The 6201-nt window shown below is 79.1% G+C and carries 3 protein-coding genes and 1 pseudogene; all 4 read right to left on the bottom strand.

Going from position 1 to position 6201, the window contains the following annotated elements; translation table 11 throughout:
• A pseudogene (locus MW084_RS23970) lies at positions 1-714 on the bottom strand (hypothetical protein); the annotation flags it as partial.
• Positions 711-1859, bottom strand: coding sequence for a lantibiotic dehydratase C-terminal domain-containing protein (locus MW084_RS23975; RefSeq protein ID WP_010472146.1), 1149 nt, complete (start codon positions 1857-1859; stop codon positions 711-713). The gene MW084_RS23975 and the pseudogene MW084_RS23970, both read right to left, overlap by 4 nt.
• Positions 1860-1891: 32 nt before the next feature.
• Positions 1892-4828: a lantibiotic dehydratase gene (locus MW084_RS23980; protein ID WP_010472148.1), complete on the bottom strand. Its 2937-nt coding sequence runs from the start codon at positions 4826-4828 to the stop codon at positions 1892-1894.
• Positions 4829-5190: 362 nt separating this feature from the next.
• Entirely contained in the window at positions 5191-5385 is a 195-nt protein-coding gene (locus tag MW084_RS23985; protein WP_010472150.1) for a thiazolylpeptide-type bacteriocin, read from the bottom strand.
• Positions 5386-6201: the final 816 nt, after the last annotated feature.

Consider the following 6201-nt stretch of genomic DNA (forward strand, 5'->3'; position numbering starts at 1 on the left):
GGCCCGCGGGCGGGGGAGCGGGGCACCGGCGGCCAACCGGGCCGCCAGGGCGCGCGCGTCCGCCGCGGCCTGCTCCGGGCTGCCCGGGGCGGTGACGAAGCCCGTGCCACCGCGCACGCCGAAGGCCACCGCGCACGGCGGGCCGTCGCCGCCGGTGGCGCGCAGGAGGACCAGCCCGCCGGGCAGGGCGGGGTCGGCGGCGTACGACACGGCCGTCCCGCTCCGGTCCAGCGCCCGCCCGGCGGCCCCGGCCAGGCCGGCCGGTTCCGGCGCCCCGAGGGGTGCGTGCGGCGGCCGGCCGGCCGCCGCAGCGGAGACGACCTCCACCCGCGTCGCCGCGAGGGCGCCGGCGGCCGCGGGCGGGCGCTGCGCCGTCGCCGCGAGCCAGTCCGCCGCGGGGCCGGCGGGCTCCGCCACGAGCAGGTCGTGTGCCAGGAGCTGCCCGACCACCGCGTCCACCGCCTCGCGCAGTGCGGTGCCCGGCTCCGCCTGCCGCAGGGGGCCGGTCAGGCGGCCGGTGCGCAGCGGCTCCTCCAAAAGCTGCCACAGCCGGGGCAGCGCGGCACTGCCCTCCAGGGTCACGCCGCCCCGCCGCCCCCGCAGGTGCACCCCGTCGCGCAGGGGGGTGGCGACGACCCCGGGGCGCAGCCGCCACGGCAGGGGGGAACCGGGCGCGTCCGCGCCGCGCGGGGCGGACGCGGGGGTGCCCGTCACCGGCGCCCCTCCACGGCGTCGACGGCCGCCCCGAGCCGGGTGCGCCAGTCGTGGCCCGTCAGCGCCGGGACGGTACGGGTGACCAGGTACGCGGCGAGGTAGCGTTCCAGCGGCCGGACGTCGCAGATCGCCAGGAGCCGGTACAGGGCGTTGGTGCAGGCCCGGTGGACGAGGTAGTCGGGGCGGTCCCACATCGTGCCGTGCGGGTCCGAGCGGTGCAGGAGCCGGTGGAACTCGCTGTAGCGGGTGCGCGCGTCGCGGTCCCACCGCTCCGCCGTCGCCGCGTCGCCCGTCGCCGCCGCGCGCACGCGGTACTCCTCCGGGGAGCCGTGCAGGTCCGCCCCCGCGGCGTGGCGGCTTCGCGCGAGGTCCCAGGCCGCGGCCGACCACGCGGCCCACGCCTCCTCCCACTCCCGGCGCTCGCCCCGCACGATCCGGCCGACCAGTGCGGTCACCACGTCGCCCGCGTCGTCCCAGCGGCGCGCGAACCCGTCCCGCAGCCGCCCGTCCGGGTCGTGGTGGACCAGGAACTCCTCCAGGTGGGAGACGTACGAGTAGTGGCCGCCGACGAGCCCCTGGGGGTGGGCCGCGGTGTGGGCGGCGAGCGCCGCGACGGCGAGGTGGACGCGCGCCCGGGCGCCGTCGCCGTGCGCGCCCAGGAAGCCGGCGCCGGCGCGCAGCGCGGCCAGCCCGCCGCGCAGCAGGTCGTCCCGCAGGGCCGCGCCGTCGGCGCCGAGCAGACCGCGCAAGGGGGTCCGGTCGACCCGCTCGACGCGCACGGTGTTGTCCGCCACGACCGGGCCGTAGGGCGGGGCGACGAGTTCGGCGCGGCCCGCTTCCGCGGCCCGCGCGAGCAGTTCGCCCTCGGTGAGGTCGCTGCGCGAGGGGTGGTCGCGGACCCAGGCGCGCAGGGCGCGGGCGGCCTCCCGCGCGGCCGGGCCGACGTCCCGCGCGGAACCCTCCAGGCGCAGCCGCACGTGGGGGCCGTGCAGCCAGTGCCGTTCGACGTGGGCGGCCAGGCCCCGGGCCGCCTGGGCCCCGGCGAGCGGGAGCACCGCCTCGCGCAGCAGCGGCGCCTTGACGGGTTCGCGGTAGTAGGCGACCACGTCGAGGACGGCGGTCCGCCGGGGGTGCGCGGTGGGCACGGTGTTCGCCTCGGTTCTCCGGTGGGGGCGGGTCATGACGGGCGGCGGGGCCGGTAGGTCTCCAGGACGAGTTCCACCGCCCGGACCGGCGCGTCCCACCCGCCGGGCGCGGGCAGCGCCTCCTCCAGGACCACCCCGCCGGGGTGGCGGGAGAGCCACCTGGACAGGCAGCGCAGGTGCAGCGCGTTGCCCAGGTCGGCGAAGTGCGGCTTGGGGAGGCTCAGCCGGGTCAGGAAGTCGTCGGCCGCGCGGCCCGTCGGCGCCGTGAGGACGGGGTGCAGGAAGACCTGGTCGGGAAGGGCGAGCAGGGCCCGCCACCGGGCGGCGGCCTCCGCCGGGACGTCGCCGGCGGCGGCCAGCTCGTCGCGCAGCGCGCGCACGACGCCGGACGGCAGCAGCCAGCGCCGGCGGAGCAGGACGACGTGCCGGTGGCGCAGCCGGGGGCTGCGCACCACGGATCCGCCCGGGGCCCGCACCGTGTGACGGGGCACCAGGGAGCGGAAGTCCACCACGCCGTGGGGGTGGTCGGACAGGTGGGCCGCGATGCGGCGCGGCAGCATCACCGGGGCGAGGAAACCGCAGTACAGGACGTCCAGGGCGGCACCGGTGGCCCGCACCCGGAACCGCACCTGGTCGGTGGCCTCGTCGTGGAAGAGCTCCAGTTCGTCCTCCGCGATCGACGCCGCCCCGCGGTCGGGGCCGATCTCGTCGGGGACGAGGAGGGGGTGGAGGTTGGCGTTGAAGCCGTTCACGGGACGGATCTGGGCGGCCCGCGGCCCGGCGCCGCGTCCCGGGCCGCCGCCTCCGTCCCCGTGGTCCCCGGCCGGGTGCTCGTGGCCCCCGGCCGGGTGCCGTACCGGCGCGGAGCCCGTACCGGCACCCCCGTCCGCCGCCCCGTACCCCAGGCCGCGGCGGATCTGCCGCGCCACCCTCTCGCCGGCCCGCGGGTCCAGGGCGTCCAGGAAGCGGCTGGTGAAGCGGCCCCAGCCGCCGTAGACGTGGTTGACGCAGAGCAGCCCACCGGCCGGATCGCGCTGGAGGAAGTAGGCGTGGCTGACGGGCCGCCGCGTCGCCCAGCGCGGCAGCCGCGCTCCCAGGCCCGCGACGAGGCCGGGCGGCAGGACGACGTCGTCGTCCGGCCCGGTGGCCGGCGTCCCGCCCGCCCGCGCCTCCCGCACGGCGCCGGCGACCTCCTCGCGCAGGGCGGCGAGCTCGGCGCCGCCGGTGGGGAACGCGGCGCCGTCCTCCTCGCGCAGGGCGGCGATGCGCCCCGCCCGCTCCCACGCCCCGGCGACGTCGGCACCGAACTCCCAGGGGTGGGCGCAGCGCCCGCCGGGGCCGTACCGCTCGACGAAGCGGTCCCGGACGACGCGCCGTATCAGGTGGCCGAGGTCGAACAGCTCGGCGAGCGCGGAGACCTCGGCGAGCGCCTCGTGGTCGGCGTCGCCGAGGAACCCGTCGAGGCGCAGCGGCTCCGGTGCGACGACGTCCTCCGACAGGAGGTTCAGCGGGGCCGATCCGGCCGGGACGGGGCGGCCGTTGTCCGCGAGCAACCCGGCCCAGCGGTCCGCGAGTTCGGCGAGCACACCGGGGCGCAGGCGGGCCGGGGAGGCGGCGAACCGGGCGACGAGCGCCGCCAGTTCGTCGATGCGGTCCGCCTGGGCGAGGTCCTCGGCGCGGACGGGGTCCCCGGCGCCGGCCGCGCCGAGGGCGCGCAGCCACGCGGACAGGCCGGCCAGGGGGTCGGCGTCCTGGGGCGGGACCGGATCGGTGGGGACGAGGAGACCGGCCTCGGCGAGGCGCTCCACGAAGGCGGTGGCGGCGGCGAGGTTCCCCTCCCCGGTCTCCCCGGCCTTCTCGGCTTCCCCGGCTTCCCCGGCCTCCCCGGCCTCCCCGGCCTTCTCGGCTTCCCCGGTCTGCCCGCGTCCCGCGCTCCCCGGACCGGGCGCGGGCAGGGCGGAGGCGAGCACCCGGGCCAGCTCGTGGAGCGGGGCGGGGGTGCGGGCGCGGTCGGTGAGCAGGCGGAGGGGGCCGCCGAAGGCCACCTCCACCTCGTCCTCGTCGGTGACGAGGTAGCGTCCCCCGGCGAAGACGGCCCGGTCGCGCGCGTACGTGGCGCGGCCGTCGGCGACCCGGGCGGTGCTGACGATGCGGTGGGGGCGCGCGGCGCGGCGGTGCGGCCGGTCCAGGAGGGCGGCGGTGAGGGCGGCCGTGAGGGCGCGGTTGACGGTGACCGTCGCGCGCAGCGGGCCGTCGAGGAGCGCCGCGTGCCCCCAGGACCGCACCGGGGGGCGCGACGCCGACGGCTGCGGCAGGGGGCCCCAGCCGACGGCGGTGAACCACGACAGGGGGCTGGTCTTGGTACTGGCCCTCAGGGCGTGGCGCAGCACGGTGGCCTCCTCCTTGCGGGCCCTGCGGTCGTCGGCGCCCGTACCGGCCCGCTCGACGGCGCGCAGCAGGTCGGCGCTGGTGAGGGCGACGGCACGGGCCAGGGCCGGCTCCCGGCACAGGGCGGCCAGGGCCGAGCGCTCGGCCGCCAGGGCGCGGGGGGCGGCGAGGCCCAGTTCGGCGAGCAGGGCGGCGCGGCGCTCCCGCAGGGCGAGCCACAGGGAGAGCCGGGGCAGCCGCCCGGGCAGGTCGCCGAGCCGGTCCAGGAGGGCGGGCCGCGGGGCGCGCCCGTTGTGCACCGCGCGCCGCAGCGGCAGGACGACGTCCCGGTGGAAGTCCCGCGGGTGGCCGTCGAGGCTGGCGTACAGGTCGTCGCAGAGGGGGCCGGCGAGGTCCGCGAGCCTCCCGTCCAGCTCCGCCAGGCGGCCGGTCAGCGCCCGGAACTCCGCCGCGGCCGGCGTCTGGGCCGGGTACGCCGACACGGTGGCGCGGACGAGCGCGTACGGAGCCGGGTGCACGAGCCGGCCGGCGGTGTGCGCTCCGGTACCGGCGGCGGCCTCCGCGCCCTCGGCGTACGGCATGCGCGTCCCCTCCCTTTCGTCGTCCCGAGCCCGCCGCGGGGCGCACACCGGGTGCGTCCCGCGGCGGGGTGATCGGACCCCGGGGGCCGGGCCCGCGGTCGGGGAACCCGGCCCGGGGCACGGATGTCCTGCCTGGAGCGGGAGGTCCGGCGGTCGCGGGGCGGCGCACGGGGACGACCCGCGGGAACAGGAACCGGCTCCGGGGGAGGCGCCGCCCCCGGGAAGCGCGACGGTGCCGCGCGTCGAGGTCACGGTGAACTCGCCCGGATCCGGGTCCGCGAGGCCGAGACCCGCGATGCCGGTGGTGCCGGGCACGAACGCCTCCCCGGGACCGCCGCGGCGGCGGAGGGCGCCCGCGCCGGTCAGCCCGCGGCGAGCGGGCCGGTCTCCACCTGCGGCTGGGCGCAGGACGACGAGGCCTGGCAGGAGCAGGACCCCCACGACGCGCCGCCCTCGGGGAGTGCGGCGGTGTCGCGCATGGAGGTGACGGTCAGGTCGCCGAGGTCCAGCTCCAGGTCCTGCAGGTCGAAGCCGGGGGCGGGGGTGAGGTCGGACATGCGGAGCTCCTTCGATGAGGGGCGGAAGCCGAACGGCACCGAACGGACGGCGCCGGATGGAGCCTTGCGGTCCAGGGAAGACGCGTCCCTCCGGCCGAATCACCGGAGGAACGCCCACGACCGCAAGTGATCAAGCATGCGCGGTCCGACTATATGTCCACTCCTGGGTCTTCCAAGGATCTTCATAACCCCCTTCGCGATTTGGCCGGTTCGCTTCCCTGGCCGATAAGCGACACCGATGCGTTCACGCCATACGCGGAATCGAACTGGCTGCTCCCCGCCTTGCGGACGGAGCGCCCGTGCGCACGCCGCCGCCTCCGGCGGCCGGGGACGCGATCCCTCCGGATGCCGCCACCGGACAGGGGGGTCGCGGATGCCTCCCGTATGCCGACGGTGCTCTCGTTCAAGCCACGGCGTGTGCGGAGTCCGGAGCCGATCGCACCGGCCCGCGACCGGTCCGGAGCTGTCCCCGGAGGCGCTGCGGTCCCCCGGGGAGGCCGCTCCCCGGCGGGCCGCGTCTCCGGCGGCTCCTCCGGCCGCAAGGCGCGGGCGGCTCTCAAAGGTGATTTCCAGACAACTCGCAGGAGCGGTCCCGCAGGAGCCCGCGCCCCGACGGCGGCCGGAAGCGCCACCGCTCCCGGCCGCCGCCCGAGACGACCGGGCGGCGGCCCCGCCCGTACCGGTACGACGCCGGCACCCGTCGCCGCCACGCCGGCGGCCGGACACGGAAGGACCCGTCCGCATCCACGGCGCAGGAGGTCCCCGGNCCCGCGGCCGTGCCCGCCCCGCCCGCCGGAGCGAGGACGCNGGGGCGCG

This window comes from Streptomyces sudanensis, from assembly GCF_023614315.1.
GTDB lineage: Bacteria > Actinomycetota > Actinomycetes > Streptomycetales > Streptomycetaceae > Streptomyces > Streptomyces sudanensis.